Consider the following 24,884-nt stretch of genomic DNA (forward strand, 5'->3'; position numbering starts at 1 on the left):
TTCCCAAAGAAATGCTTGCACTTTACCCAAAACCGTACTATTATATTGGTAAATGCACTGTGTCAAGACAGATGCAACTGCTGAATAAAAGCGCACTCCTTTCTGTGCGCGAAGGGGCGTTTACCGCAATGACAGAAAAAAATCTGACCATGCTGACCGACTTTTATGAGTTCACCATGGCACACGGCTATTTTGAAAAAGGCATCGCCGACCGTCGGGCCTATTTTGATATGTTCTTCCGCCGCGTACCGGACGGCGGCGGCTATGCCATCATGGCAGGTGTCGAACAGCTGATCGACTATTTTCAAAATCTGCATTTCACCGAGGAGGACATCGCCTATCTGCGCCGCCGCGGCTGCTTTTCTGAAGCCTTCCTGAATTACCTGCGCGACTTCCGATTTGAATGTGATGTCTGGGCTGTTCCCGAAGGAACTCCGGTGTTCCCCGGTGAACCGCTTATTACCGTTGCCGGGCCGATGGTGCAGGCACAGTTCGTGGAAACCATGGTTCTGCTGACCATCAACCACCAAACGCTGATTGCCACCAAAGCCAACCGGATCGCCCGCGCCGCACAGGGCCGCACTGTTCTGGAATTTGGTTCCCGCCGTGCGCAGGGGTATGACGGCGCGATCTACGGCGCACGCGCAGCCTATGTAGGCGGTTGTCAGGGCACCGCTTGTGTATTGGCCGACCGTGATTACCAAATCCCCGCCGGCGGCACGATGGCGCACTCGTGGGTGCAGATGTTCGACAGCGAATATGAGGCATTCAAAGCCTATGCGGATATCTATCCGGATAATTGCGTATTTCTGGTCGACACCTATAATGTACTCAAATCCGGTGTGCCGAACGCACTGCGTGTTGCCCGGGAAATGGTGGAGGAAAAAGGGATCCGTCCGCGCGGCATCCGTCTGGATTCGGGCGATATCGCTTATTTATCCATCGAGGCACGTAAAATGCTGGATGACGCAGGATTCCCGGATATGCAGATCATGGCCTCCAATTCACTCGATGAGTATCTGGTGCGCGATCTTCTGGTGCAGGGCGCCCGAATTGACTCCTTCGGTATTGGCGAACGCCTGATCACCTCTAAATCAGAACCGGTCTTCGGCGGTGTCTATAAATTAGCCGCTGTTGAAAATGCACAGGGTGAGATCGTACCCAAGATCAAGGTATCCGAAAATGTCGAAAAGATTACCACACCCCATTTCAAGCAGGTATACCGCCTGTTTGACAACAAAACCGGCAAAGCCCTCGGTGATGTGCTCACCGTGCATGACGAAGTAATCGATGCCAGCCAGCCGTATGAATTGTTCCATCCAATCCATACCTGGAAAAAGCGCACTGTAACGGATTATCACGTCCGCCCGCTTCGTGTGCAGCTTTTCAAGCGCGGGGAATGTGTTTACCAAAGCCCCGCGATCGACCAGATCCGCAATTACTGCCTGTCCGAAGTGGACACGCTGTGGGATGAAATCAAGCGATTTGAAAACCCGCAGACCTATTTCGTAGATCTGTCCAAAAAGCTGTGGGACTGCAAAAACAGCTTACTGGAAGCCTGCCGTATATAAATATTCGACTATATACAAAAGAACAGCGAACCGTTCTGCGGTCCGCTGTTCTTTTGCGCCTTGCTCATACTACACCTAAGGGGAAATCACTTTGAAAACATTCTTTGCCTCGCTCGGCAAACGCAAAAGCTATGTTGTAGCCGAACTGTTTTTTGTTTATCTGGCATTGGGAATCGGCCTGATCATGCTTGGCTCTGTACTGCCGCAGCTTCGCGCCTCTTATGCACTCGATTATCAAACCGGCGGCGCCTTGCTGTCCGTCCAATCCGTTGGCTACCTGACCGTCGGCCTGTTCACCGGTGTCTGCTCGGTCAAACTCGGACTCAAACGCGCCTATCTTGTGTTATATGCGCTGATGCCGCTCGGATTTATCATGCTGCTTATCAACGGCGCGCCGCTGTGGCTGATGGCGGCTATGCTGCTGACCGGTTTTTCCAAAGGCGCCGTGACCGATTACAACAACCGTGTGATGAGTGAATATGCCGGCGGACGTGCCGCGCCGCTCAATCTGCTGCACGCATTTTTTGCGATCGGCGCTTGCCTTTCCCCGTTGCTTGTACTGTTATGCCTGCGCTGTGGAGATAACGGCTGGAGGCTGTCCATGGGAATTGCGGTTGCCCTGTTGCTTGCCGCCTTGATTTTCGGTCTTTTCATGCATATGGACAGCGAAAAGCCCACCGAAGCATATCAAACCCCGGCAGGCGGCAGTTTCGGTTTTTTCCGTGAGCGGCTGTTCTGGCAAACCGCTGCAATCGGCTTTTTCTATCAGGCCGTTGAGGCTTCTATGATGGGATGGCTGACCAGCTTCTACGTGGATTCCGGCACACTGCAAGCAGATGCTGCACAAGTTGTCACTTCCCTGCTCTGGGTCGCCCTACTGATCGGCCGATTTGCCTGTTCCGTGATTGCCGCACACCACAAGCCATGGCAGATGATCCTTGTCATGTGTATCGGCATCGGTGTATTTCTCGCGCTGATGGTAGGAACCACTGTTCTTCCTCTGCTGCTGATCGGTACGATCGGACTGGGGCTGTGTATGTCGGGGATGTACGGTACTTCCGTGTCCAACGCAGGCGATATTTTCATCCGCTACCCCTCAGCGATGGGACTGTTCGTCACCCTTACCGGCATCGGTGCCGCCGTTGCGCCCACTGTCGTTGGCTTGGTATCCGACCGCATCGGGATCCGCTGGGGCTTTGCCAGTTTGCTGATCGCTGCTGTGTTTCTAATCATCGCCGCCGTGATCAATGCACGATATTTCAAACACCTGAACAGCAAATAAGCATACGGGAACTCTGTTGAAAAGCTTCGTTTTGCCGACAGGCTGCGAGTCCCCAACACCGAATATATCGGTTTTCAAAATAAATGCACAACACCAAGCACACTGTGCGAGGCGATCAGCATAATGATGCCCGCTGTTATAACACCGCACAGGATAGAGAAAAGCGCCTTGGTTTTCGGCATTTTCAACAGGGTTGCAATCAACGCGCCCGACCATGCCCCGGTACCCGGCAACGGGATCGCCACAAACAAAAACAGACCGATCCGTGCATATTTTGTAACCTGATCCGTTTTAGCCAGCAGCTTGTTTTTGTAGGCCGTGGCAAACTTAGTAAGCGGACGAAGCGTGCAGACCCAATCCAGAATCTTTTCACCGAAAAACAGTAAAAAAGGGATCGGGATCATGTTGCCCAAAACAGCCAGCGGAATCAGTGTAGCCTCCGGCATGCCAATCGTCACGCCGAGCGGCACTGCACCGCGCAGTTCGACCAGCGGCACCATTGAAATGATCACCACTGCCAACTCGCGACCTGCCCCCAGCAGCCATTGGAACAAACTTTCAAACATTAGCTCCTCTTCCTCCCTAAAATCACTCAATTTCTCATTTATGATACAGGAAAAGCGCATAAAAGGCAAGTCCTATCAAAAAGTTTACATTTGACAACGTCTTCCGCCGAGCGTATACTGTGGATACATTGAATTTCGAGGGATATCGGAGGTGGCGATTATGCCGCGCTGTAAAAAGGATACCCTCTATCCCGGCAGTTCTACTCTGCTCGTGCTGGCTCTGCTGGAAGACGAGGACAAATACGGCTATCAAATGATTCGTGAACTGGAATGCCGTTCCGACCATACCTTCACCATGAAGGAAGGTACGCTTTATCCGATCCTGCACAGTCTGGAAGAACATGGAGAAATATGCTCTTATGAACAAACGTCCGATGTCGGCCGCCGTCGGCGGTATTACCGTCTGACCCGGCAAGGCATCAAAACGCTCGACCGTTGCCGCCGCGAATGGAATACCTTCTGCCAAAAATTCGGCAAGGTCGTCGGAGGTGAAGCCTGTGTCACCGGATGAACGCACCATCCGTTATATCAGGCAGGTGTGCCGGCATTTATTTTGGCCTCCCTATCGAATACGCGTCCGCCGTGAATTGACTGATCACATCTTCAGCCGCGCGGAATACCTGTACAGCAGCCGAGGATTTTCATGGGAGCAGGCCGTTATCCGCTCCCTTCAGATGCTTGGCGACCCGGATGAATTGGGCAAATCACTGCGCCGTGCGCGTTTTCCGTTGCCGGCACTGATCTGCCTTGCACTGACCGGGCTGATCTGGGCGGCGATCACCGCCTGCTCGGTTTATCTGCTGCTGCACCTGTTCGTATAAAAAGCGTTCTGTCTGACGGGACAGAACGCTTTTATCATATCCGTTTTTCACCGCCGGAATGCATTCTGCCTACAACAACGGCGCAAACAGCCGCAGCACACTGGCGGCAATAGAACGCAGCCACGGAACCTTATGCAGCCACAAGTCATCAATCTGGCGGCTGACATTGATGGTTTCCAGAATATCCTGTTTGACCGCAGCAACTACCGAGCTATTGTAAAAACAGGTCGCACACTCGAAATGCAGAAAAAATGACCGGAAATCCATATTGATCGTGCCGACTACCGCCGCATCATCATCAGCCACAATGCTTTTCGCGTGCAGAAAACCCGGCCGGTATTCATATATTTTCACGCCTGCCCGGTGCAGCTGCTGATAATAAGAACGCGTGATCAAATACACCAGCTTTTTATCCGGAATGCCCGGGGTAAGAATACGCACATCCACACCGGACTGCGCCGCGATTGTCAGAGCGGTGATCATCTCATTATCCAGCACCAGATACGGCGTGGTGATATACACATATTTCCGCGCACTGTGAATGATCTGCAAATACGTAGATTCTCCGATATTGATATCGTCCAGCGGTGAATCTGCAAACGGCTGCACATATCCGTCCGCCGGACGCTTGACCGTAGGCAGATAATCATCCAGCACCGGCACGGTTTCACCGGTCACATATTCCCACATTTGCAGGAAAAGCGCCGTCATGTTAGCCGTCCCCTCGCCGCACAGCATAATGCCGGTATCTTTCCAGTGGCCGAAACGTACTTTTTTATTGATATATTCATCCGCTAAGTTGATACCGCCCATGTAACTGACATTCCCATCAATAATCATCATTTTCCGATGATTGCGGTAATTCAAATACGTATTCAGGGTAGGGATGAACCTGTTGAAGCGCACAGCCCGGATACCGAGCGAGGACAGATACCGATCATAATGCTGCGGCAGCGTAGCAATCGAGCCAACATCATCATACATCACCCGAACATCTACACCCTGCTGCGCTTTACATTTGAGAATATCCAGAATCGTATTCCACATTACACCTTCCTCGATGATAAAATATTCGAGAAAGATAAATTTATGCGCACGCTGCAACTCATCGCACATAGAGGAGAACATTTCCTCCCCCACGCGGAAATAACGGGTTTCGGTATTGGTCCATGCCGGCATTCCATCCAGCGATGCAATATAGTGCGCACGGGCTGCGTGATGCGGATGCTCTTTGGCCAGCTGCTCAGTTGCCGGCAGGCGCATATAGTCGGAAAACTTCGGAGGCTTCGGCTCATATTGGTGCTGAGTGCGCGCACGATTCAACGGCGTATTGCCCCAAAACAGGTAAAAAACACCGCCGAACAGCGGGAGCAGCAGAATAACGATGATCCATGATATTTTATAGGTTGGATTGTCATATTTCCGCACCAGCCAAATCACCATGATCACACTGAGCACTGTGAACAGATACGGTACCCATGCCCAGCGGGTAGAAAGCCATTCCAAACCGTACAGCACAATAACCAGCTGCAAAATCAGCAGCAATCCGCCAACCACACGGCGATCCCCCAGCAAACGCCCCAATAAACGCCGCACGCTGCAAACACCTCCTGCAAATACTCTCACTTTTATCATTTTAATGTAAATATTCGTAAAAGTCAATCTTGACACATTGCCCCCGGCCGTATTCTGTGCTAAAATAAAAAAACTGAAAGATTTTAACCGGAGGTAGAATGCAATGCCACATACCCCTGTTCCCGCCGCTGAACTGGCCTCCCGTCTTGCACGGCTGCGCCTGTCGATGGATCAATTCGACCCCTCTTGGGCGATGATGATCCTGGATCACAAAATCGACCTTTATTATTTTACCGGCACCATGCCGGACGGCGTGCTCGTCATCACGCCTGACGATGCCGTACTGTTTGTGCGCCGCTCTGCCGAGCCGGCACAACAGGAGTCCTGTTTCCCGGATATCCGCGCCATGCGCAGCTTCCGCACCATCGCAGAAGCATTTCCCTGCATTCCGGAAACGGTTTATGTTGCCGCGCGCACCATGACCCTGCAAAAGCTGACCTTACTGCAAAAGCACCTTCCGTTTACCCCCAAACCGGCCGACAGCGTGCTCTCTGCACTGCGCGCCGTCAAAAGTGCTTACGAACTGGACTGCATGCGTACCGCAGGCCGGCTGCACCAGCGCATGATCGAGCAGCTCGCCCCGAATCTGCTGCGCGAAGGGATCAGCGAGGCACGCTATTGCAGTGAGATCTGCACCGCCATGATAGACGCCGGTGGCATGGGTATTTCCCGTTTCAACCAGCCGGTCGCAGAAGATGTGCTCGGTGTTGCCAGCTTTAGCGAAAACAGCCTGCTGCCCGCGATGGACAGTCCCTCGGGTACCGCCGGCACCTGCATCGCCATGAAATCGATCGGCTCCTCGCAGCGCCGCCTGCACCGCGGTGATACCGTGCTGCTGGATATCCCCTGCGGTTTTCGTGGCTATCACACTGATAAAAGTATTGTGTTCTATTACGGCTCGCTGGCACAGCATCCCCAAGGCGACCTGATCCGCGCAGCACATGAACAGTGCATCGCATTGGAACAGGAGGCCGCCTCCCTGCTGCGTCCCGGAGCGATGCCTGCCGAAATCTACGAAACCATTCTCAGCCATGTCGATCCGATTTTCCGCGACAGCTTTATGAACGGCTGCAAGTTTATCGGCCATTCAATCGGCCTTGTGATGGACGAAACCCCGGTGCTGGCCCGCGGATTCGATGCGCCCCTTGCAACTGGCATGACACTTGCGGTCGAACCCAAAATCGCACTTGAGGGAATCGGCCTGATCGGCTGTGAAAACACCTATGAAATTGTCCCGCAAGGCGCTGCCCGTTCACTCAGCGGCGCATGCAATACCCCATTGGAAATCAACGGCTGAGCCGCCGAAAAGGAGAACCGACATGCTTCCATTTGTTCTTGTAACCGATTCCACGATCGACGAAACTGCTGCCTATTTTGAAAAAAACGATATCAAATGTGCACCGCTTGCCTTTACCATTGATGACCGCACCATTGAAGAGGACTGCGGGCAAACTGTATCCTTCCACCAGTTTTATGATTTGCTGCGGCAGGGCAAGCAGGCGAGCACCTCACAGGCCAAGCTGGACACCTTTTTGCAGATTTTCCGCACTGCGCTGGAGGGCGGGCAAGATATCCTGTATATCGGCTTTTCCTCCGGGCTTTCCGGCACCTATCAAGCCGGCTGCATGGCTCGCGATGAACTTGCGCCGCAATATCCGGATCGCCGCATTTTCTGTATCGATTCCCTTTCCGCAACCGGCGGTGAATACCTGCTGGTCGATAAGGCGCGCGAAATGCGCGACAGCGGCTGCTCGGCCGAAGTAACCGCAGCAGCAATCGAACAGATGCGCCTGCATGTCATCCACCTGATTACAGTGGACGATCTCGGGCATCTGCACCGCGGCGGACGGCTGAGCAAAACCTCCGCCGTAGTCGGTGGGCTGCTTGGTATCAAGCCCATCATCTGGGTAGACGATCAGGGTAAACTGGGGGTTGGCGGCAAGGTACGCGGCCGTCAAAAAGCCATTCAATATCTGGCAGACCGCACCCTGCGGGAGCTCAGCGATAAAAACCAAACCGTCCGCATCTGTCACGGTGATTGTCCGGAGGATGCCCAAACACTGGCCGATCTGCTGCTGCAGCGCGGCGTCCGGTCGGACATCCGATATATCGGCACCGTCATCGGATCGCACACCGGCCCCGGCGTGCTGACCACCTTTTTCTTCGGCGGCGACCGCAAGCCACAATAATTATCACAAACAGCAAAAGCGCGGGTTCTCCCGCGCTTTTGCTGTTCCTTTGACGCACCGATCTGCTCACTCAGGCATAGACTGGCGCAAAGGAGGTTTTTCAATGAATCCATCGGCAACCCTCGCTGTCGTCGGCGGCGATGTGCGGCAGGCCTATCTGGCGGCTTTGCTGCAGGAGGGCGGATATTGCGTGCGCACCTTTGCACTTGACCGACACCCTATTGATGGCTGCTGCGCCGCAGACGATCTGCGCACCTGTTTTTCCGGTGTGCAAGCCGTTATTCTTCCGCTTCCCGTACAGCACGGCAGCACTCTGCTCAACGCACCGCTCGCCAACGCAGTCTACCCGCTCCGCGATGTGATAGATGCCGTCCCGCCCGGTACCATCGCACTGGCCGGTGCCGTCCCCTTCTGGCTGCATGCCCGTGCCGTACAAAATGATATCCGCTTGATTGACTACTTATCCCGCGAAGAGCTGGCGATCCGTAACGCAGTTCCCACCTGCGAAGGAGCACTGCAGCTTGCCATCGAACAAACCGACCGCACGCTGCAGGATACCCACTGTCTGGTCATTGGTTATGGACGCATCGGTGCACTGCTGGCACAAAAACTGGATGCATTAGGGGCATATGTCACAGTATCCGCCCGCTCCTCCCGTGATTTTGCCCGGATCGAAACAGCCGGTCTGCACGCACTCGATACCCGGCATCTGCACGGACACCTGTCCCGCTTCTCTATTGTATTCAACACGGTTCCCGCGCCCGTTCTGGATACGGCCGCGTTGAACGAGCTTCCCGCACCCTGTCTGGTCATTGATCTGGCATCCATGCCCGGCGGAATCGAAACGGACGCGCCTGTTCCGCCGGGTTGTCACGTGATCCATGCGCTGTCGCTGCCCGGCAAGGTTGCCCCCCGCTCTGCTGCACAGGCGATTTATAACACGATCTGCACCATCTTACGGGAAGAGGGTGTGCTGCAATGAACTCCTCTGTGCGCATCGGCTTTGCCATGACCGGCTCATTCTGCACATTTGCCTCCGTTCTGCCGGTAATACAGGAATTGACCGAACGAGGCAATACCATCACCCCCATTCTGTCCTTCCACGCGGGCACACTGGATACCCGCTTCGGCACAGCCGCTCATTGGCGGCACGCATTACAGCAAGCCACCGGCCGCACGCTGATCGACTCCATCCCTGCTGCGGAACCGATCGGCCCCAAGGCATTATTCGACGTACTGGTGGTTGCTCCCTGCACCGGCAACACTCTGGCCAAACTCGCACACGGCATCACCGACACACCGGTTACCATGGCGGTAAAGAGCCACCTGCGCGGCGAACGGCCGGTTATTCTTGCAGTATCCACCAACGATGGTCTGTCCGGCAGTGCCGCCAACCTCGGCACACTGCTGAACCGCAAGCACTACTACTTTGTCCCCTTGCGTCAGGATGCCCCCCGCTTAAAGCCGCGTTCGATCGTTGCCGATATGGCGCTCCTGCCCGATACGATCCAAGCGGCACTTTCCGGCCAGCAGCTTCAGCCGCTTCTGTTGGCTCCCAGTCCATCTTAAAATGCAACTTAAGCAGACGCAACTGCAAAACCCGCGGAAAGGAACTCTCTGAAGTTCCTCCCGCGGGTCATTTGCTATTCACTTGTGTTTGGGCTGTTTTCCTCCGGTGACTGCACCGTGCCTGTTGCGAAGGTCACGGCACGGCTGTGGTTAATGATCTCTGCCTGCCGCGTTGCACCGCCGAACTCCCCATCCAACGTCCACGGAACCTCCTCTTGCGCTGAAAACGAGATATGTGCGGTTCGAAAATATACAAACCGGTTGGATTCCGTATTGCGGGTCAGCAGATCGTTGACCAGCCATTGCAGCTCCATCGGGTTTTCCACCGGATAAACAAGCAACACTTCGTACAGACCATCATCCAGTGCAACACCATCCGGTGTCAGGGCTTTGAATCCGCCGACAGAAACCGAGTTGGATACCATACCGAAAATAAAATCATCTTCCAGCGTCATTTCTGCACTGGATATTCGGATGTGGTGCTCCTTGATATTGGTCAGCGCTTTCACACCTTCCATAATATAGGCCGCCCGACCGAATACGTTTTTCGACTGCTGCGGTGTGGCATAGGATACCTCGGTAAACACCCCGAAAGCCGCAATATAATTAAAATACCGTTCATTGAACTGACCGATATCCAAGGCCTGCAGCGTTTCCCCCACCGAAACCGCTGCCGCATCGACCGGTGTCCTCGGAATGCCCAAGCTGAAGGCAAAATCGTTGGTCGTTCCTGCGGGCAGGTAACCCAGCGGCGGCCGCACCGGCGACTGCATCATGCCGGTCACCGTCTCATTCAGCGTGCCATCCCCACCGGCACAGACAATGCGGTCAAATTCCGCAGCGCGCTCGCGCACCACATGGGTCGCATCCTGTGCACCCTGCGTGATGTATATAGTCACATCATAACCCGCCTGCTGCATCGTACTGACACAGGGAATGATCTTTCCGCTCATTGCGCCGCGTCCGGCATGCGGATTGATGATCAGCAACAGTTTTTTCATCAGCACGCCCCCTTTCGCCGGCTGTCAGCTGATCAGGCTGCAAACCGCATTGGCATAGGCTACCGGATCCTCCACCGGCATACCCTCGATCAGCAGTGCCTGTGTGTACAGAATATCCGCGTAGGTTTTCAGCTGGTCATCGTTCTTCTCCTGCAAATCACACAGCTTTTGGAAAATCGGATGCGCTGCGTTCAGCTCAAGCACACGGTCAGCATGTACCCGCTGGCTGTCATCCAAGGCCTGCTGATTGAGCACCTTTTCCATCTCCAGCGTTACCGGCCCCTCTGCACGCAGGCAGCACGGATGGGTTTTCAGGCGGCGTGTCAGCTCAACCTTTTTCACTTTACCGGTCAGGGCTTCGCCCAATGCCGTCAGCACAGCCGCCTTTTCCTCAGACAGCTTTTTGATCTCTTCCTTATCATCCTCGGAATCCAGACCGAGATCTGCATCTGCAATGGACTTGAATTCTTTTTCCTGATAGCTAGCCAGCATTTTCATGCAGAATTCATCGATATTGTCATCCAAGCACAACACTTCGTAGCCCTTGTCCCTCAAGGTCTCCATCGCCGGCAGCAGCTTGATTTTATCCACGGTTTCGCCGCACGCATAGTAGATATATTTCTGTTCTTCCTTCATACGGGAAACATACTCTTCCAGCGTGACCAGCTTATCCTCTGTTGAAGAATGATACATCAGCAAATCCTGCAGCAGCTCTTTATGCGCGCCGTACTGCACATATGCGCCGTATTTGATCTGCCGGCCAAAGGCTTCCCAGAACTTATCGTATTCTTCGCGCTTATCCTTCTGCAGCTTGAGCAGCTCGTTCTTGATCTTCTTTTCCAAGCTCTGCGCGATGGCCTTCAGGTGACGGTCATGCTGCAGCATCTCGCGCGAGATATTGAGCGAAAGATCCGCTGTATCCACCATGCCGCGCACAAAGCTGAAATGATCCGGCAGCAGATCCGCGCACTTATCCATGATCAGCACACCATTGGAATACAGCTGCAATCCCTTTTCATAATCCTTAGTATAATAATCCATCGGTGCGTGCGAAGGAATAAACAGCATGGCAGTATAAGTTACAGCACCCTCTACACTGGTATGAATATGCATGAGCGGCGGCTGATAATCATAAAATTTGGAAGTATAGAAGGATTGATAATCCTCATCCTTCAGTTCCTTTTTGGATTTCTTCCAAATCGGCACCATCGAATTGAGCGTCTCATTCTCCGTATATTCTTCCCATTCCGGCTGGTAATCATCCCCCGCGTCTGCCGGTTTTTCCTTCATACGGGATCTGACCATGTCCATTTTGATTGGATACCGGATATAGTCCGAATACTTCTTTACCAACGACTGTACCCGATAGCTTTCCAGAAACTCATCGTAATTTTCGTTTTCTGTATTCTCCTTAATGGTAAGCGTGATCCGGGTGCCGTTTTCCGCCTTTTCGCAGGGGGTCACAGTATAGCCGGCAGCACCGTCCGACTCCCACCGGTTGGCCTCATCACTGCCCAGTGCGCGGGATACTACTTCAACATGGCTTGCCACCATAAAGGCCGCATAAAAGCCTACGCCGAACTGGCCGATGATATCCACATCGTCCATGCTCTCGTTTTCCTTTTTGAAAGCCAGCGAACCCGAACGCGCGATCGTACCGAGGTTGCTTTCCAGCTCCTCTGCCGTCATACCGCAGCCGTGATCCTCAATCACAAATTTTCGGTTTTCCTTATCCAATGTCAGCTCAATCGGCAGGCTATCGCGCGTAATGCCGGTTTTGCCTTCCTTCATCGCATTATAATACAGCTTATCCGTTGCATCCGATGCGTTGGAAATCAGCTCACGCAGGAAGATTTCCTTATGCGTGTAGATCGAATTGATCATCAGGTCGAGCAGCCGCTTGGACTCCGCCTTGAACTGCTTTTTTGCCATGGTTCATACACCTCTGTGTCGATTTTGTTGGTATTAGCACTCTTAACATTAGAGTGCCAACATTGTTATGATAAGCCCTCCCCTCGGAAAAATCAAGCCCCTTATCTAAATTTTATCTTTTGTTCATAATTTACTGTTCCGGCAGTGGTTGCTACCCCATACCGGCCTAATACAAACCGGAGGGGCACACAAACTAACATTTGCATACCCCTCCGGCATATCATGCGCAATATCCTTATGCGAATATTTCGTCCGCATAGTGCACGGTCGCCATCGCATCGCGGGCATAGCAGTCCGCGCCGATCGAATCCGCATATTCCTGTGTCAGTACCGCGCCGCCGACCACAACCTTGGTATCCGGCTTTTTTTCACGCAGCAGCCGAATCGTCTGCTCCATACTGACGACCGTTGTTGTCATTAAGGCACTCAGACCGACCAACGGCACATCCTCGCGCAGAGCGGTCTCAACGATCACCTCGGGCGGTACATCCTTGCCAAGATCGAGCACCTGATACCCGTAGTTTTCCAGCAGCACCTTGACAATGTTCTTACCGATATCATGGATATCGCCCTTCACCGTCGCTAAGATCATTTTCCCCTTCTGCTGCTGCGGCACACCGCGCATAGCGTCCTTCACCACTTCGAACGCAGCCTTGGCCGCCTCCGCGCTCATCAGCAGTTGCGGCAGAAATACCGTACCCTGCTCAAAGCCCTTACCCACACGATCCAACGCCGGAATCAGCTCGGTATTGACCAGTTCCAACGGCGGCGTACTGTGCAGTCGTTCACGCGCCGCCTGCTCCGCCCGCTCGCGCAGTCCCCGTTCAATACTTTCGCCCAGCGGCATAACCGCATCCGCCGGCAGCGGTGCCGCCGGTGTGTTCTGACTACCGTACGCTGCAATATAACCGCTGCACTGCGCATCCTGCCCTGTCAGAGCCAGAAATGCCCGATACGCACGCATCATTCCCTCCGCGTTCGGATTGATGATCGCGCAGGACAAGCCATTTTGCATCGCCATCGTGAAAAAATGCGCGTTGATGATCTCACGCTGCGGCAATCCAAACGAAATGTTGGATACACCCAAAATCGTATGTCCGCCCAGCTCATCACGGATGCGGCGCAGCGTTTCCAACGTGACCTGCGCCGATCTGCTGTCCGAGGAAATGGTCATCGCCAGCGCATCGATGACCACATCCTTTTTGTCGATGCCATATGCCGCCGCTGTGCGATAGATCTTTTCTGCGATCCGCACCCGTTCTTCCGCCGTATCCGGGATTCCGTTTTCGTCCAATGTCAAACCAACGACTACGCCGCCGTATTTGCGCACCAGCGGAAACACCGCTTCCATGCTTTCCCGCTTGCCGCTGACCGAATTGATCATCGGCTTGCCGTTATATAAGCGCATCCCCCGCTCCATCGCGGCTGTATTCGATGTGTCGATCTGCAGCGGCAGTGCGATCACACTCTGCAAACGTGTAACGACCTGCGCCATCATCTGCGGCTCATCGATTTCCGGCAGGCCGACATTGACATCCAGCACATCTGCGCCGCTGTCCTCCTGCATCATCCCCTCGGACAGAATATATTCGATGTTGTTTTCGCGCAGCGCCGCCTTAAACTTGCTTTTCCCCGTCGGATTGATACGCTCTCCGATGATGATTGGCCGGCCGCCGATCTCCACCGTCTGTGAAAACGAGGAAACGACCGAACGCTCTTTCGGCACAGGCGGCAAAAACGGTTTCTGCCGGCACCGCGCAATCATCTGGCGGATGTGCGCCGGGGTCGTGCCGCAGCAGCCGCCCAACACCTGCACACCCATCTCTGCAATGCGTGCCATCCAGTCCGCAAAGCTATCTGCATCAATATCGAATACCGTACGGCCGTTTTCGCTGCGCGGCAACCCCGCATTCGGATTGACGATCACCGGCAGTGAGCTGACCTCGGTCAGCCGCTGAATGATCGGCAGCATCTGCTCCGGCCCCAGACCGCAGTTGACGCCCAGTGCATCCACCCGCAAGCCTTCCAACAGGGCAACGGTGGAATCCACGGTACCGCCTGTCAGCAGTTTTCCCTTTTCATCAAAAATCACGGTCGCAAGCACCGGCAGATCGCAATTTTCCTTTGCAGCCAGCACCGCTGCCTTCAGCTCATAGCTGTCGCTCATGGTTTCGATCAACACCAGATCCGCGCCTGCTGCCGCACCGATCCGCACCACCTCGCCAAACAGCTCCACCGCCTGTTCAAACGGCAGATCGCCGAGTGGCTGCAGCAGCCGTCCGGTTGGCCCAATATCGAGGGCGATATACGCATCCTCCCGTCCGGACTGCCGCCGTGCCGCCTTCGCATGCGCCACAGCCGCTTCGACAACCGCCTGCAACTGATCCGGATATTTGAGTGCATTTGCACCAAAGGTATTGGTGTTAATGATATCGCAGCCCGCCTGCAAATAGCCGCCGTGCAGGGCAACGATTTCTTCCGGATGCGTCAGATTCCACGTTTCGGGCAATTCTCCCGCAGCCAATCCCCGTTCCTGCAGGATCGTACCCGTGCCGCCATCGAAAAACAACCACTCTTTGCCCAATCGCTCGATCAATTTCATGCTGATATCCCTACCTTCTGTATGCACAATCTGTTTTTCCGCATTCCTCACATCCCTTGCGGTGACAGGGCTGCGGCTCAGACGACAGGCCGATTACCGCCGTGACTGACTTGACCGGTGCAAGCAGACAGCTTTCAGTCACGGTCAAGCCGATCTTCCGCGGTGTATCCAGCAGACGGCACAGATCCCGCTGGTGTTCCAGCCGGAAATCGCCATAGCCCGGACTGAACCGCGGCCGACAGTACAAGCCCGCACGCGCCGCTTCCTGCCGCAGCGCATCATTGACCGTATCGCAATATGTTTCAATCATCGCCGCAGCAATCGCCTGATACAATACCGCATCGCTCATACGCACAGCAGAGGCCCGTGCGATCAGCCGGTCAACACCAATGCCCAGAGTTGCTGCCATCAAGTAGATGCTGCCGCAGCCTTTCAGATTGCGCGACAGGTTCTTGCTGCATACCGTTACACCAGCCAACTCCAAAGTTCCCTCCGCCGGCTGCGCCAGCGGAAATGCGCGAAAAACCGACTTCGGCTGTACTGCGTTCTGCATCTCTGACACACAGCGCAACAGCCGTTCTTCCACCGCTTCATCCGGCTGCTGTCCGGCCTTGTATCCCAGATAGCGCAGCGCTTCCCCACGGTCAAACGCGATCATCCTAAAATCTCCGACAGGCTGGCCTGAATGCCCGCTGCGATTTCCGGCTTGTTCATCGTATAAATATGGATGTGGTTTACGCCGTTTGCAATCAGGTCAATAATCTGCTCGGCTGCATAGATCACACCGGCCTGCTTCATTGCCGCCGGATTGTCTCCAAACCGGTCTACGATCGCCTTAAAGCGCTCGGGCAGGTATGTACCGGACATCGATGTAATGCGCTTGATCTGCTTGACGTTGGTCACCGGCATGATCCCGGCTACCACAGGCACCGTAATGCCCTTTTCGCGGATGCGATACAGAAAATTGTACAGAATATTGTTATCAAAAAACATTTGCGTGGTCAAAAATTCGCAGCCCGCCTCTACTTTTTCCTTGAGGTGCTGAATATCCTCAGATTTGCTGACCGCTTCCACGTGCCCCTCCGGATAGCAGGCGCCGCCTACGCAGAAATCCCCCTGCGCCTTGATATCCCGCACCAGCTCCGCCGCGTAATGATAGTCACTGGCTGTTGTACCATCTGCCGGGATATCCCCGCGCAGCGCCAGTATATTTTCAATCCCCTGCTGCTGAAACGAAGCCAGCATTTTGGCCACATGCGCCCGGGAAGAGGACACACAGGTTAGGTGAGCCAACACGTTTACACCATATTGGGCATGCAGATCAGATGCGATATGCATGGTATGCTCGCTCGTACCGCCGCCGGCTCCATAGGTCACGCTCATAAAATCCGGCCGCAGCGCTGCAATTTCCCGTGTTGCCTGTGCCACCGATTCATAGCTGCTGCTGGTTTTTGGCGGGAATACCTCAAAAGAAAGGGTCACCTGATCCTGCCGGAGAAGGTCGGAAATTTTCATATGGGTTTGCTCCTGTTCCGAAGATTTTTTGCTTTATTAGTATAGCAAAATCCCGACTTTATTTCTATGTAAAAATACGCTATAATAGGAGCTGTTGGAGGGATAGATGTGACGGAATTGCTCAAACACTGCCGCCTGTGCCCACGTGCCTGCGGAGCAGACCGCACCCGTACCCGCGGTCTGTGCGGTGCGGATGCCACATTGGAAGCCGCGCGTGCTTCGCTGCATTTTTGGGAAGAACCCCCGATTTCGGGAAAAAACGGCTCCGGAACCGTATTTTTTTCGCACTGTTCCCTCGGCTGTGTATTTTGTCAAAATCGTCAAATCAGCCGCAGAGAAGCCGCAGGACGGCCTCTTTCCGTCGAAAGCCTTGCCCGCACCTTCCTCTCACTGGAGCAGCAGGGTGCGCACAACATCAATCTGGTTACCGGCGCACATTATGCGCCGCATATTATTGCAGCACTGCGTTTGGCCCGTGCGCAGGGATTGCATATTCCTGCCGTTTATAATTCCAGCGGTTACGAATCCCCGGACACACTGGCGCTGCTCGACGGCTGGATCGACATTTATCTGCCGGACTACAAATATTACAGCAGCTACTACGCAGAACGCTACTCCCACGCGCCGGATTACCGTGAAACTGCTGTTGCTGCCATCACAGAAATGGTGCGCCAGACCGGTGCACCGGTCTATGATGAACACGGGCTGCTGCTGCGCGGCACGGTCATCCGCCACCTGATGCTGCCCGGGCTGGCCGGCGATACCGCGCAGGTGCTGCGCGACATTGCCGCCCGCTTCGGTGACCGGGTACTCGTCAGCCTGATGCGGCAGTATACCCCCTTTGCCATGCAAGACTGGCCTGAGCTCGACCGCACGATCACCCCCGAGGAATATCACGAGGCCTGCGCCCTCTTCCGTGATCTGGGTTTGGGCGGTTTTTTTCAACAGTCAGAAGCGGTCAGCGAAAGCTTTATCCCCGCCTTTGATGGCACCGGATTGGAGGATATCCCAACATGAAAACCGTTCTCAGCATTGCCGGAACCGACCCCACAGGCGGCGCCGGTATCCAAACCGACCTGAAAACCTTTGAAGCGCACGGTGTATATGGCATGGCTGCCATCACCGTGGTGATTGCGCAAAACACAACCGGCGTTACCGCCATGCAGCCGGTTTCGGCTGCACTCGTCGGTCAGCAGCTTGACTGTGTGTTCCGCGATATCCGTCCGGATGCAGTTAAAATTGGTATGCTGTACGACGAGGGCATCGTTCGCACGGTTGCCGAACGGCTGCGCCGATACGGCGCGCCGCCCATTGTGCTCGATCCCGTTATACGATCCTCGAGTGGGCATGCGCTGCTGCAACCCGCCGCTGAACACGCACTGTTGGAAGAGCTTTTCCCCTTGTGCACACTGGTCACTCCCAATCTGGCAGAAGCGGCAGCGATCTGCGGCTATCCGGTCACCGACCGCGCACAAATGGAACGGGCAGCCAAGGATATCGCTGCCTGTTCCAGCCATGCGGCACTGGTCAAGGGCGGGCACCTGGCTGACTGTGCAGACGATCTGCTGTTCGACCACGGTACGCTTCATTGGCTGTCCGCTCCGCGGATCGACAATCCCAACACCCACGGCACCGGATGCACTTTATCCTCTGCCATCGCCTGCGGGCTGGCACAAGGTCTGCCGTTGACCGAGAGTGTCACCCGTGCCAAACGATATCTCACTGCCTGCATCCGCTGTGGGCTGGCGCTTGGACATGGTTCCGGCCCTTTGCAGCACAAAGTAGATTGGGAGAACGAACCATGAGCGAGCTGCGGCGCATTCCCGGTGTGGGACCGGAGACCGAAAAAGACCTGATCGCGCTGGGCTATCCCACAATCGCTTCCCTGCGCGGCGCAGATCCGGAGGAAATGTACCGCCGCGACTGTCAGCGGCGCGGTATTTGCATTGACCGCTGCCAGCTTTATGTATACCGCTGTGCGGTCTATTATGCCGAAACCCCGCAGCCAGATCCCGAAAAGTGCAAATGGTGGTACTGGAAGGATCAAAAATAAAATTGCTTCCGATGAATACAACAAGCGCCCGCCCGACCGCATACGGTCAGGCGGGCGCTTCAGTCTGTCGAAAAGCCTTACGCTGCTATCTGAACAAGCGGCTCCAATCAACTTAAGCCGGCTCAATTTCACCAATCACAACAATCTGTGCCCGTACTTCTCCGTTCGTCAGCGCAGCAGTCATCTGCTGGGTCACAATGCGCCCGCTGCGCACCGTTTGCACCAATGTGCTTTGCGCCGGCATTTCCCACACCGCGCCGGCCGCCTGATGCAGCGCCCACATCTGTTCCCGATAAAGCTGCGGCACACCTTCGAGCGTAACAGTCCATTCGTTCCGGGTTCGGTCAATCTGCTGAATCAGTGCGAGCGGCACCGGCCCATATCCATACAGCATGGCGCGCTGTGCCGCATCCGGCCGGTCAGCCGTCTCCCGCCGGTAAGCCTGCTGATACGGTTTGACTGCAGGAGCCTGCAGCGTCAGCACCCCTTCGGATACAGCCATGCCATCCGCACAACTAACTGTGGTGTATTCTTCTGTGCGTACCGTCATCTGATAACCGTCCGTACCGCGCAGCGCCGCCTGCAGGCCGCCGCGCACACCAAAATCTGTAAGATCAGCCCATGCTGCGGTATCTGCGCGGTATGCGGCATAATCCGCAAAAAGCTGTTGGCTGGGCTGCGCCTCCGTTTGTCCGACCGCTCCTGCCGCAGTCAGCCGATCCAGCAGCGTACCCGTTTCTCCCTTCGGCATAAGGGAAAGCGCCGTATAACTCGCCGCCACCGCATCATCACGCAGAAAATTCTTCGTATCGATCACTGCCGGATCATACAGGCCAATCTCCTCCGCACGGGTCAGCGCATCGGCATAGGAAAAATCCCCATCCTCCTCGGTATAACCAAGTGCACGCAGCATAAGCGCCGCATACATCTGCGCGGTACAGGGCTGCTCCGGTTCGTATCGGTCTGGAGCAGCTCCGCTTGTCAGCCCGTTTTCATACAAATACTGCACATAAGGCTGCTCCCAGCCTTTCAAATCAACAAACGGCGCCTTATAGTCCAATGCAGATGCCTCATCCTCCGCGCCCAGCAGACGCACCAGCATGACCGCCGCTTCCGCACGGGTCGGCACGCGATCCAACTCTCCGCCCTGCTCCGTACCGCGAAACAGCCCCATTCGCTGCATCTGATCCGCGCAGGCCGTATACTCCGCCGCCCAGCAAGAAACCGTCATCGTTCCCGTCAACAGCACGCCGATCCCGGCAATACGCATCCACTTTTTCATAGGTACGCTCCCATCCTTCATCCTGTGTAATCATCTGCATTGCAGCTTGCTCTCCGGCGGACTACCGCCGCAGCAAATGACATAACCGGCTTGTTTTTTCTGTTACATGTTATTATAACACAGCCGCTGCAACTCGGCAAACCATAAGATACCGTTTTTTCGTGCATGGAAAAACGTCCTCTGCGGACATACTATCCGAGAAAGGAAGTGGATATATGGAAAATATCCAGCATTGCGGTGTCATCGGTGTCGGCTTTGTCGGTTCCACCTGCGCCTATACACTTGCGGTTTCCGGCCTATTTTCCGAGGTTGTGCTGGTCGATATGAACCATGCCAAAGCCGAAGGGGAAGCCGCAGACATCAACCACGGCGTGGCCTTTGCCAAGCCCTGCCGCGTGCGTGCCGGGACATATGCCGATCTTGCCCGCTGCGGTCTGGTCATCATCGCGGCAGGCGCCAACCAGAAGCCCGGCGAAACCCGTATTCAGCTTTTAGGGCGCAACCGCGCGATCCTGTCCTCCATTATCGGGCAGCTGCGGGAAGCAGGCTTTGCAGGCGTCCTGCTTATCGTTTCCAACCCAGTGGATGTGCTGACCTGTATGGCGCAGCAGCTATCCGGTCTGCCCGCCGGACAGGTGATCGGCTCGGGCACGGTGCTGGACACCGCACGGCTCAAATACCTGCTGGGACAGCGGCTCGGGGTGGACAGCCGCAACGTGCACGCCTTTATCATCGGCGAACACGGCGACAGCGAGCTGGCGGTTTGGTCCAGCGCCAATATCTCCGGTGTTGATCTGGATGATTACTGCCGCCTTTCCGGTATGCCCGATCCCGCACGCGAACTGCAGCAGATCTACGAACATGTGCGTGACGCGGCTTATGCGATCATCCAAAGCAAGGGCGCAACCTATTACGGCATCGGTATGGCGGTGCGCCGGATCGCCGAAGCCATTGTACGCGATGAGCGCTCAGTTCTTCCGGTCTCCTCCCTGATCACCGGACAATATGGCGTGGATAACGTCTGTTTGGGTATGCCCTCCATTGTCGGGCGCGGCGGCGTGCAGCATGTGCTGGATATTCCGCTCTCCCCCGCCGAGCTGACAAAACTGCAGGACTCCGCCCAGAAAATGCGTGCACTGCTCGATGAAATTGAGCACTGAGCCGTAAAACAATGCTGCACCGTTCCATCACGGAGCGATGCAGCACTGTTTTATTTTCGATTATTTGATCACCGCAAGCAGCTCGCCGGCCTTGACGACCGCTCCCTCCTTGACCAGCAGGCGATCCACCTTGCCGGATATGCGCGCCACGACCGAGGTCTCCATCTTCATGGCCTCCAGAACAAGCAGCACCTGATTGCGCTCGACCGTATCGCCTTCGCGCACCAGAACACGAGACACCAGCCCCGGCATCGCCGCACCAACCTGTCCCTTATCCTGCGGATCTGCCAACTGCACCTGCTCCACAACCGAACCGGCCTGCGGATCACGAACCGTGATTTCGCGGCGCATGCCGTTCAGCTCAAACAGCACTGTGCGCGTGCCGTCCTCATGCCGGTCGCCCAAACCGAGGTATTTGACCACCAGCGTTTTTCCGTCCTCAATGTTGATCTGGTTGGTCTCACCGAGCGCCATACCGTTAAAAAACACATGGCTGCCCATTCGGGTGATATAGCCATATTCCTTGCGGTGGCGGCAGTATTCCTCCACCACCTTGGGGTACAGGCACCATGAAAGCACGGTGCGTTCCTTCGCGCCGGGCCAGAACTGCTCCACCGCCTGCCGTGCAGCGGTAAAGTCCACCGGCTCCAGCAGCGACCCCGGGCGGCAGGTGATCGGTTCCTCCCCCTTGAGCACCAGCTTTTGCAGCGCAGGCGGGAAGCCGCCCTCCGGCTGCCCCATCATGCCCTTGAAATAGGATACCACCGAATCCGGGAAGGTCAGCGCTTCGCCCTTTTCCAAAATATTTTCCGGTGTCAAACGGTTCTGTACCATAAAAATCGCCAAATCGCCCACCATTTTCGAGGACGGCGTCACCTTAACGATATCGCCCAGCATCAGATTGACCCGCTGGTACATCTCGCGCACATCCTCAAACTGACTGCCGAGGCCGAGCGCTTCCACCTGCGACTGTAAATTGGTGTACTGCCCGCCGGGCATCTCATAGCGGTAAATGTCGGTTGAAGGCGCTTTCAGGCCGCCGTCAAACGAACGGTAGCGCAGCCGGACATCCGCCCAATAATTGCTCAGCTTCTGCAAACCGTCCGGATCGAGTCCGGTATCGCGCTCCTGCCCGTGCAGCGCCGCCACCACCGCGTTCATGGACGGCTGGCTGGTCATCGAAGACAGCGAATCGATCGCGGTGTCCACGATATCCACACCCGCCTCGGCCGCGAGCAGCAGCGCCGCCACCTGATTGCCCGAGGTATCGTGTGTGTGCAGATGGATCGGCAGACCGACCTCGTTTTTCAGCGCTGTTACCAACTTTTTCGCCGCATAGGGCTTGAGCAGGCCGGACATATCCTTGATGCACAGCAGGTGCGCCCCGCGTTTTTCGATTTCCTTGGCGAGATTTACATAATAGTTCAGCGTGTACTTATCCCGCTTGGGATCAAGGATGTCGCCCGTGTAGCAGATCGCTGCCTCGCACAGCTTGCCCTGACACAGCACCTCGTCCATCGCGACCTCCATACCGGGCAGCCAGTTGAGCGAGTCGAACACGCGGAACACGTCGATACCGGTTTTGGCTGCCTCCTTTACGAACGCACGCACCAGATTATCCGGGTAATTCGCGTAGCCGACCAGACTTGAGCCGCGCAGCAGCATCTGCAGCGGGATGTTCGGTATCTTCTCACGCAGCAGTTCAAGCCGCTCCCACGGGGATTCATGCAGGAAGCGGTAAGCCGTGTCAAAGGTCGCGCCACCCCAGCACTCCAGTGAAAAGCAGTTGTTCAGGATCTCCGCGGTGCCCTCTGCCGCGCCCAGCATATCACGGGTGCGCATCCGGGTCGCAAGCAGGGACTGATGTGCATCCCGCATGGTGGTATCGGTGATCAGCAGCCGTTTTTCATGCAGCACGTAGTTTTTCACTGCTTCCGGGCCTTCCCGGTCGAGTAACTGCTTGAGCCCTTCCGGCTGCGCCGTGTGCTCCGGACGCGGGAAACGCGGTACATCATACTGTGCCCGCTCCGCCGAGGGGTTGGCAACCTGAATCTCCGCAATATAGCGCAGCACCTTGGTCGCGCGATCCTTCCCCTCTTCAAAATCGAACAGCTCGGGCGTTTCATCAATAAACTTAGTGTGGCACCGGCCTGCCTGAAAATCCGGATGCTGCAAAATGTTTGTAATAAACGGGATATTGGTCTTTACGCCGCGAATCTGCTCCTCACTGATGGCACGCAGCGCCTTGCGGCACAGCCCGTCAAAGGTCTGGTCATGGCAGGTGATCTTAACAAGCAGGGAATCGTAATACGGCGACACCTCCGCGCCGACATAGCTGTTGCTGCCGTCCAGACGCACGCCGTTGCCGCCTGAAGACCGGTACGAGGTGATTTTGCCGATATCCGGCAGGAAGTTGTTCTTGGGATCCTCAGTCGTGATGCGGCACTGAAGCGCATAGCCCCTCGCCTGTACATCCACCTGCCGGCGGATGCCGATCGCATCGTCAAACAGCGGATACCCTTCTGCAATCAAAATCTGCGAACGCACAAGATCAATGCCGGTCAGCTCTTCGGTAACGGTATGCTCCACCTGAATACGCGGATTCATCTCGATAAAATAATAGCTGCCCGACTGGTCCACCAGAAACTCGATCGTACCCGCAGACACATATCCGACGTGCCGCGCGATCTTGACCGCGTCGGCATACAGGCGGTTGCGCAGTTCTTCCGGTACGCTCCACGCCGGTGCAAATTCGACCACCTTCTGGTAGCGCCGCTGCAGTGAGCAATCGCGCTCATACAGATGCACAATATTGCCGTAGCGGTCGCCCAGAATCTGCACCTCAATATGCTTCGGCTCCACAAGAAACTTTTCGATGAAAATATCCTCATTGCCGAAGGCCTTGCGCGCTTCGCTCTGCACCTGCGGGAAATGAACACGCAGCTCTTCCGCTGTATCGCAGCGGCGCATACCGCGTCCGCCGCCGCCGCCCGCAGCCTTAAGCAGCACCGGATAACCGTACTGTTCCGCCAGCGCGACCGCGTCCTCTGCATCCCGCAGCGGCCGCGTCGATCCGGGGATCGTCGGCACACCGCAGGCCTGTGCAATGGTCTTTGCCGCCAGCTTATCCCCCATCTGATCCAGTATCTCGGGAGACGGACCGATAAAGGTGATCCCGGCATCCCGGCAGGCGCGGGCAAACTCCGCGTTTTCCGATAAAAAGCCGTAGCCGGGATGGATCGCATCCACGTTGCGCCGCTTGGCCAGATCAATAATCCCCGGTATATCCAAATATGCTGCCAGCGGGCTTTTGTTCTCTCCGATCAGATATGCCTCATCCGCGCGGGTGCGGTACAGGCTGTATGTATCCTCCGCCGAATACACAGCGACCGTCCGCAGGTTCAAATCATAACATGCGCGGAAAATACGCAGCGCGATTTCTCCGCGATTGGCTACCATGATTTTTTGGAACGGCTTGATCTCCATAGGGCATCCCTTCCTCTCCGCAAGTCAAATTGTTCCTTCATCATAGCACGCTTTTTATCTTTCTCCAAGTCCTTTTCCGAAAAAAGTCCGATTTTTTACAAAATATTTTTCAGATCCCTTTATTCACCCCTGCACCGCCCCCTCTCCTCCACCGCAGCCACAGCCCCCTCCGGAAGCAATAGCCCTTCAAACCCCGCGAAATGTTTCACCGCAGGCATGC

Annotated in this window: 21 protein-coding genes; 12 read left to right on the forward strand and 9 right to left on the reverse strand. The window is 55.4% G+C overall.

Annotated features, from left to right (window positions below):
- The first annotated feature begins 128 nt into the window (after positions 1-128).
- Both T363_RS0106890 and T363_RS0106895 read left to right on the forward strand, forming a co-directional pair.
- Positions 129-1,571 (forward strand): nicotinate phosphoribosyltransferase, encoded by a 1,443-nt coding sequence (locus T363_RS0106890; RefSeq protein WP_031474515.1) that lies wholly within the window; start codon positions 129-131, stop codon positions 1,569-1,571.
- 91 nt (positions 1,572-1,662) lie between these two features.
- A complete protein-coding gene (locus T363_RS0106895; protein ID WP_031474517.1) occupies positions 1,663-2,853 on the forward strand; it encodes an MFS transporter in 1,191 nt (396 codons plus the stop codon).
- Between the two features lie 74 nt (positions 2,854-2,927).
- On the opposite strand, the gene T363_RS0106900 is transcribed toward T363_RS0106895, so the two are convergent.
- Positions 2,928-3,419, reverse strand: coding sequence for a COG2426 family protein (locus T363_RS0106900; RefSeq protein ID WP_031474519.1), 492 nt, complete (start codon positions 3,417-3,419; stop codon positions 2,928-2,930).
- A gap of 160 nt (positions 3,420-3,579) precedes the next feature.
- On the opposite strand from T363_RS0106900, the gene T363_RS0106905 reads away from it, so the two are divergent.
- Complete coding sequence (locus T363_RS0106905) at positions 3,580-3,930, forward strand: PadR family transcriptional regulator (RefSeq protein WP_031474521.1); 351 nt, start codon at positions 3,580-3,582, stop codon at positions 3,928-3,930.
- Entirely contained in the window at positions 3,917-4,240 is a 324-nt protein-coding gene (locus tag T363_RS0106910; protein WP_031474523.1) for a permease prefix domain 1-containing protein, read from the forward strand. Before T363_RS0106905 ends, T363_RS0106910 begins: the two co-directional genes overlap by 14 nt.
- A 69-nt stretch (positions 4,241-4,309) precedes the next feature.
- Here the strand turns inward: T363_RS0106910 and cls are convergent, their stop codons facing one another.
- Positions 4,310-5,836: a cardiolipin synthase gene (cls, locus tag T363_RS0106915; protein ID WP_031474524.1), complete on the reverse strand. Its 1,527-nt coding sequence runs from the start codon at positions 5,834-5,836 to the stop codon at positions 4,310-4,312.
- A gap of 142 nt (positions 5,837-5,978) precedes the next feature.
- Here cls and T363_RS0106920 point away from each other — a divergent pair, with 142 nt between their 5' ends.
- From T363_RS0106920 to T363_RS0106935, 4 genes are all read left to right on the forward strand, one after another.
- The gene (locus T363_RS0106920) at positions 5,979-7,172 is read left to right on the forward strand and encodes a M24 family metallopeptidase (protein WP_034971915.1); all 1,194 of its coding nucleotides are present in this window, start codon (positions 5,979-5,981) and stop codon (positions 7,170-7,172) included.
- 22 nt (positions 7,173-7,194) lie between these two features.
- The gene (locus T363_RS0106925; protein WP_034971917.1) at positions 7,195-8,064 is read left to right on the forward strand and encodes a DegV family protein; all 870 of its coding nucleotides are present in this window, start codon (positions 7,195-7,197) and stop codon (positions 8,062-8,064) included.
- Positions 8,065-8,167: 103 nt separating this feature from the next.
- Positions 8,168-9,046 (forward strand): dipicolinate synthase subunit DpsA, encoded by an 879-nt coding sequence (locus T363_RS0106930; RefSeq protein ID WP_031474530.1) that lies wholly within the window; start codon positions 8,168-8,170, stop codon positions 9,044-9,046.
- Positions 9,043-9,633, forward strand: a complete 591-nt coding sequence (locus T363_RS0106935; RefSeq protein ID WP_031474532.1) for a dipicolinate synthase subunit B — start codon at positions 9,043-9,045, stop codon at positions 9,631-9,633. The genes T363_RS0106930 and T363_RS0106935 overlap by 4 nt, the downstream gene beginning before the upstream one ends.
- A gap of 74 nt (positions 9,634-9,707) precedes the next feature.
- Here T363_RS0106935 and T363_RS0106940 read toward each other — a convergent pair whose 3' ends face one another.
- From T363_RS0106940 to metF, 5 genes are all read right to left on the reverse strand, one after another.
- Positions 9,708-10,634 carry a diacylglycerol/lipid kinase family protein gene (locus T363_RS0106940; RefSeq protein ID WP_031474534.1) on the reverse strand — a complete coding sequence of 309 codons (927 nt, stop codon included), beginning with the start codon at positions 10,632-10,634 and terminating at the stop codon, positions 9,708-9,710.
- 24 nt (positions 10,635-10,658) lie between these two features.
- Complete coding sequence (gene htpG, locus T363_RS0106945; protein WP_031474537.1) at positions 10,659-12,566, reverse strand: molecular chaperone HtpG; 1,908 nt, start codon at positions 12,564-12,566, stop codon at positions 10,659-10,661.
- Between the two features lie 235 nt (positions 12,567-12,801).
- On the reverse strand, positions 12,802-15,168 hold the full coding sequence (locus T363_RS0106950; RefSeq protein WP_031474539.1) for a homocysteine S-methyltransferase family protein: 2,367 nt from the start codon (positions 15,166-15,168) through the stop codon (positions 12,802-12,804).
- Between the two features lie 10 nt (positions 15,169-15,178).
- The gene (locus T363_RS0106955) at positions 15,179-15,826 is read right to left on the reverse strand and encodes a vitamin B12 dependent-methionine synthase activation domain-containing protein (protein ID WP_031474541.1); all 648 of its coding nucleotides are present in this window, start codon (positions 15,824-15,826) and stop codon (positions 15,179-15,181) included.
- Positions 15,823-16,683: a methylenetetrahydrofolate reductase [NAD(P)H] gene (metF, locus tag T363_RS0106960; protein WP_031474543.1), complete on the reverse strand. Its 861-nt coding sequence runs from the start codon at positions 16,681-16,683 to the stop codon at positions 15,823-15,825. Before metF ends, T363_RS0106955 begins: the two co-directional genes overlap by 4 nt.
- A 108-nt stretch (positions 16,684-16,791) precedes the next feature.
- Here metF and T363_RS0106965 point away from each other — a divergent pair, with 108 nt between their 5' ends.
- Genes T363_RS0106965 through T363_RS0106975 form a run of 3 tightly spaced genes read left to right on the forward strand, consistent with a single transcriptional unit; the run spans position 16,792 to position 18,736 of the window.
- The gene (locus T363_RS0106965; RefSeq protein ID WP_034971920.1) at positions 16,792-17,700 is read left to right on the forward strand and encodes a radical SAM protein; all 909 of its coding nucleotides are present in this window, start codon (positions 16,792-16,794) and stop codon (positions 17,698-17,700) included.
- On the forward strand, positions 17,697-18,488 hold the full coding sequence (gene thiD / locus T363_RS0106970; protein WP_031474547.1) for a bifunctional hydroxymethylpyrimidine kinase/phosphomethylpyrimidine kinase: 792 nt from the start codon (positions 17,697-17,699) through the stop codon (positions 18,486-18,488). Before T363_RS0106965 ends, thiD begins: the two co-directional genes overlap by 4 nt.
- Entirely contained in the window at positions 18,485-18,736 is a 252-nt protein-coding gene (locus tag T363_RS0106975; RefSeq protein ID WP_031474549.1) for a helix-hairpin-helix domain-containing protein, read from the forward strand. The genes thiD and T363_RS0106975 overlap by 4 nt, the downstream gene beginning before the upstream one ends.
- 112 nt (positions 18,737-18,848) lie before the next feature.
- Here the strand turns inward: T363_RS0106975 and T363_RS15090 are convergent, their stop codons facing one another.
- Positions 18,849-20,018 carry an S-layer homology domain-containing protein gene (locus tag T363_RS15090; protein WP_051643149.1) on the reverse strand — a complete coding sequence of 390 codons (1,170 nt, stop codon included), beginning with the start codon at positions 20,016-20,018 and terminating at the stop codon, positions 18,849-18,851.
- Between the two features lie 215 nt (positions 20,019-20,233).
- Between T363_RS15090 and T363_RS0106985 the strand changes: the two genes are divergently transcribed.
- Positions 20,234-21,178 carry an L-lactate dehydrogenase gene (locus tag T363_RS0106985; RefSeq protein WP_031474553.1) on the forward strand — a complete coding sequence of 315 codons (945 nt, stop codon included), beginning with the start codon at positions 20,234-20,236 and terminating at the stop codon, positions 21,176-21,178.
- Between the two features lie 60 nt (positions 21,179-21,238).
- On the opposite strand, the gene T363_RS0106990 is transcribed toward T363_RS0106985, so the two are convergent.
- Positions 21,239-24,664, reverse strand: coding sequence for a pyruvate carboxylase (locus T363_RS0106990; RefSeq protein WP_031474555.1), 3,426 nt, complete (start codon positions 24,662-24,664; stop codon positions 21,239-21,241).
- Between the last annotated feature and the right edge of the window lie 220 nt (positions 24,665-24,884).

It is taken from the genome of Agathobaculum desmolans ATCC 43058 (assembly GCF_000701665.1).
Taxonomy (GTDB): Bacteria; Bacillota; Clostridia; order Oscillospirales; family Butyricicoccaceae; genus Agathobaculum; species Agathobaculum desmolans.

Excerpts from the sequence above, each read along its gene's own strand:
- T363_RS0106890 (WP_031474515.1), top strand. The coding sequence starts at position 129 with ATGACAGAAAAAAATCTGACCATGCTGACCGACTTTTATGAGTTCACC.
- T363_RS0106900 (WP_031474519.1), bottom strand. The coding sequence starts at position 3,419 with ATGTTTGAAAGTTTGTTCCAATGGCTGCTGGGGGCAGGTCGCGAGTTG.
- T363_RS0106905 (WP_031474521.1), top strand. The coding sequence starts at position 3,580 with ATGCCGCGCTGTAAAAAGGATACCCTCTATCCCGGCAGTTCTACTCTG.
- T363_RS0106920 (WP_034971915.1), top strand. The coding sequence starts at position 5,979 with ATGCCACATACCCCTGTTCCCGCCGCTGAACTGGCCTCCCGTCTTGCA.
- T363_RS0106925 (WP_034971917.1), top strand. The coding sequence starts at position 7,195 with ATGCTTCCATTTGTTCTTGTAACCGATTCCACGATCGACGAAACTGCT.
- T363_RS0106930 (WP_031474530.1), top strand. The coding sequence starts at position 8,168 with ATGAATCCATCGGCAACCCTCGCTGTCGTCGGCGGCGATGTGCGGCAG.
- T363_RS0106935 (WP_031474532.1), top strand. The coding sequence starts at position 9,043 with ATGAACTCCTCTGTGCGCATCGGCTTTGCCATGACCGGCTCATTCTGC.
- T363_RS0106940 (WP_031474534.1), bottom strand. The coding sequence starts at position 10,634 with ATGAAAAAACTGTTGCTGATCATCAATCCGCATGCCGGACGCGGCGCA.
- htpG (WP_031474537.1), bottom strand. The coding sequence starts at position 12,566 with ATGGCAAAAAAGCAGTTCAAGGCGGAGTCCAAGCGGCTGCTCGACCTG.
- T363_RS0106950 (WP_031474539.1), bottom strand. The coding sequence starts at position 15,168 with ATGAAATTGATCGAGCGATTGGGCAAAGAGTGGTTGTTTTTCGATGGC.
- T363_RS0106955 (WP_031474541.1), bottom strand. The coding sequence starts at position 15,826 with ATGATCGCGTTTGACCGTGGGGAAGCGCTGCGCTATCTGGGATACAAG.
- metF (WP_031474543.1), bottom strand. The coding sequence starts at position 16,683 with ATGAAAATTTCCGACCTTCTCCGGCAGGATCAGGTGACCCTTTCTTTT.
- thiD (WP_031474547.1), top strand. The coding sequence starts at position 17,697 with ATGAAAACCGTTCTCAGCATTGCCGGAACCGACCCCACAGGCGGCGCC.
- T363_RS0106975 (WP_031474549.1), top strand. The coding sequence starts at position 18,485 with ATGAGCGAGCTGCGGCGCATTCCCGGTGTGGGACCGGAGACCGAAAAA.
- T363_RS15090 (WP_051643149.1), bottom strand. The coding sequence starts at position 20,018 with ATGAAAAAGTGGATGCGTATTGCCGGGATCGGCGTGCTGTTGACGGGA.
- T363_RS0106985 (WP_031474553.1), top strand. The coding sequence starts at position 20,234 with ATGGAAAATATCCAGCATTGCGGTGTCATCGGTGTCGGCTTTGTCGGT.
- T363_RS0106990 (WP_031474555.1), bottom strand. The coding sequence starts at position 24,664 with ATGGAGATCAAGCCGTTCCAAAAAATCATGGTAGCCAATCGCGGAGAA.